This is a genomic window from Prevotella sp. SGI.167, from assembly GCF_050313615.1.
Lineage (GTDB): Bacteria > Bacteroidota > Bacteroidia > Bacteroidales > Bacteroidaceae > Prevotella.
Genome location: NZ_JBNPLT010000121.1, coordinates 1 through 605 on the forward strand (window position 1 = coordinate 1; position 605 = coordinate 605).

Genomic DNA, 605 nt, shown 5'->3' on the forward strand with positions numbered 1-605 from the left:
AATGACCATCACCGCATCTGGGTTTACCTCCAGAACCAGGTCGATGACTTCTTCTACATGGGTTGTATCGAAGTAGTTCTTCACTGGGTCGTAGTTGGTTGGTGCTGCAATCACTACGAAGTCTGCATCCTTATAGGCAGACTTGCCATCAAGGGTTGCCACGAGGTTTAATGGCTTTTCTGCCAAATACTTTTCAATGTAATCGTCCTGGATAGGAGAAATCTTATTATTGAGTTTCTCCACCTTCTCAGGGATTACATCTACTGCTGTTACATGATGGTGCTGAGACAATAGCGTTGCTATGCTCAGACCTACGTAGCCGGTACCGGCTACTGCTACTGTTATATCTTTAAAATCATTCATAATGATATTGTGTTTTACTTTTTTTCTTTTTCGAAAACCTACCCGTCCTTCCTTACCCTTAAGGAAGGCTCCACCTCTCATCTCGGTCTTCTCTCCTCAGGCGAGAAGAAGGAAACCGCCCTACTCGGTGCTCGGAACCGCTACGCTCTAAGGTTGGCGGACCATCAAAGGTCTTCGCCATGTCATGCGGGATGGGACCGCCTTGCTGCAAGTTTAACGTAAAGTACACTCATAACTCCATA

1 protein-coding gene is annotated in these 605 nt (G+C 46.0%); it reads right to left on the reverse strand.

Annotation, left to right across the window (positions count from 1 at the left end; genetic code table 11):
- The coding region (locus ACQRBJ_RS16155; RefSeq protein ID WP_445304248.1) for a 3-hydroxyacyl-CoA dehydrogenase NAD-binding domain-containing protein at window positions 1–363 on the reverse strand (363 nt) is incomplete at its 3' end.
- Window positions 364–605 lie beyond the last annotated feature (242 nt).